The sequence below is a fragment of the Polaromonas sp. P1_F8 genome (genome assembly GCF_056405635.1).
The window spans coordinates 1-2,225 of the sequence record NZ_JBFUBS010000015.1; the positions used below are offsets into that span (position 1 = coordinate 1).

At 64.0% G+C, this 2,225-nt stretch carries 1 protein-coding gene; it reads right to left on the reverse strand.

Features of this window, described 5'->3' with window-relative positions; genetic code table 11:
- On the reverse strand, window positions 1–2,225 hold a 2,225-nt coding region (locus tag AC1D1J_RS22550; RefSeq protein WP_477695925.1), incomplete at both ends, for a beta strand repeat-containing protein.

The following is a 2,225-nucleotide window of genomic DNA, read 5'->3' on the forward strand; positions in this document are numbered from 1 at the left end:
GTCGCTGTGGTCGTCGTGTCATACACCTTGTTGTTGGCGCCCACACCTGTGACTACCAGGCTGGCTGGCGTGATGTTGGCCGTGACAGCTGTGGGCTGCACCACGGTGTAGTTACCGGCGTCTGCTCCGCTCAGCGTATAGCCGGTCACCGTCACGACCTTGCCATTGCCTACATTTTTGTTGGCGAAATTTCCGCTGCCGGTGCCGCCTACCGTCACGGTATCGCCACCCAGGGCCGTAACGGCTGCCGTTCCGCTCAGCGTCGCCGTCGTGGTGGTGTCATACACCTTGTTGTTGGCCCCCACGCCTGTGACCGCCAGGTTGGCCGGTGTGATATTGGCCGTGACGCCGGTGGGCTGCACCACGGTGTAGTTGCCGGCATCGGCTCCACCCAGTGTGTAGCCGCTGACCGTCACAGCCTTGCCGTTGCCCACATTCTTGTCGGCGAAGGTGCCGCTGCCACCGCCAACCGTCACGACATCACCGCCCAGGGCAACAACACCAGCGGTGCCATTGAGGGTAGCCGTGGTGGTGGTGTCATACACCTTGTTGTTGGCGCCCACACCTGTGACAGCCAGGCTGGCGGGCGTGATGTTGGCCGTGACACCTGTTGGCTGCACCACGGTGTAGTTGCCGGCATCGGCGCCGCCCAGTGTGTAGCCGGTGACGGTGACGGCCTTGCCATTGCCCACATTCTTGTTGACAAAATTACCGCTGCCGGTGCCGCCCACGGTCACGGCATCGCCACCCAAAGCCGTCACCGCTGCTGTTCCGCTCAGCGTGGCCGTAGTGGTGGTGTCGTAGACCTTGTTGTTTGCGCTCACACCGCTGACAGCCAAGCTGGCCGGTGTGATGTTGGCGGTCAAGCTCGTGGGTTGCACCACGGTGTAATTGCCGGCGTCGGCACCGCCCAGCGTGTAGCCTGTGACGGTCACGGCCTTGCCATTGCCCACGTTTTTGTTGGCGAAGCTGGCGCTGCCGGCGCCGCCTACCGTCACCGTGTCGCCACCCAAGGCCGTCACCGCGGCTGTTCCGCTCAGCGTGGCCGCAGTCGTGGTGTCGTATACCTTGTTGTTGGCATTCACGCCTGTGACCGTGAGGCTGGCGGGGATGATGTTGGCGGTCAGCCCCGTGGGTTGGACCACGGTGTAATTGCCGGCGTCCGCACCGCCCAGCGTGTAGCCGGTGACCGTCACGGCCTTGCCGTTGCCCACATTCTTGTCGGCAAAAGCACCACTTCCACCGCCAACCGTCACGACATCCCCCCCCAGGGCCGTAACAGCCGCCGTTCCGCTGAGCGTGGTGGCGGTCGTTGTGTCGTAGACCTTGTTGTTGGCGCCTACGCCGGTAACAGCCAGGCTGGCTGGCGTGATGTTCGCGGTCACCGCCGTGGGTTGCACCACGGTGTAGTTGCCGGCGTCCGCACCGCTCAGCGTATAGCCGGTGACGGTCACAGCCTTGCCGTTGCCCACGTTCTTGTTGGCGAAGCTGCCGCTGCCCGTGCCGGCCACGGCCACGACGTCACCGCCCAAGGCCGTGACTGCTGCCGTTCCGCTCAGCGTCGCCGTCGTGGTGGTGTCATACACCTTGTTGTTCGCGCCTACGCCGGTGACAGCCAGGCCAGCTGGCGTGATGTTCGCGGTCAGTCCCGTGGGTTGCACCACGGTGTAGTTGCCGGCGTCGGCACCGCCCAGTGTGTAACCGGTGACAGTGACGGTCTTGCCGTTGCCCACATTCTTGTCGGCAAAGGTGCCGCTGCCACCGCCAACCGTCACCACATCACCGCTCAGGGCCGCGACAGCCGCCGTGCCATTGAGTGTGGCGGTGGTGGTGGTGTCGTAAACCTTGTTGTTTGCGCCTACACCCGTGACAGCCAGGCTGGCCGGCGTAATGTTGGCTGTGACGCCGGTGGGTTGAACCACGGTGTAGTTGCCGGCATCAGCGCCGCCCAGTGTGTAGCCGGTGACGGTGACAGTCTTGCCATTGCCAACATTCTTGTTGACGAAATTGCCGCTGCCGGTGCCACCCACCGTCACAGTATCGCCACCCAGGGCCGTAATGGCGGCTGTTCCGCTCAGCGTCGCTGTGGTCGTCGTGTCATACACCTTGTTGTTGGCGCCCACACCTGTGACTACCAGGCTGGCTGGCGTGATGTTGGCCGTGACAGCTGTGGGCTGCACCACGGTGTAGTTACCGGCGTCTGCTCCGCTCAGCGTATAGCCGGT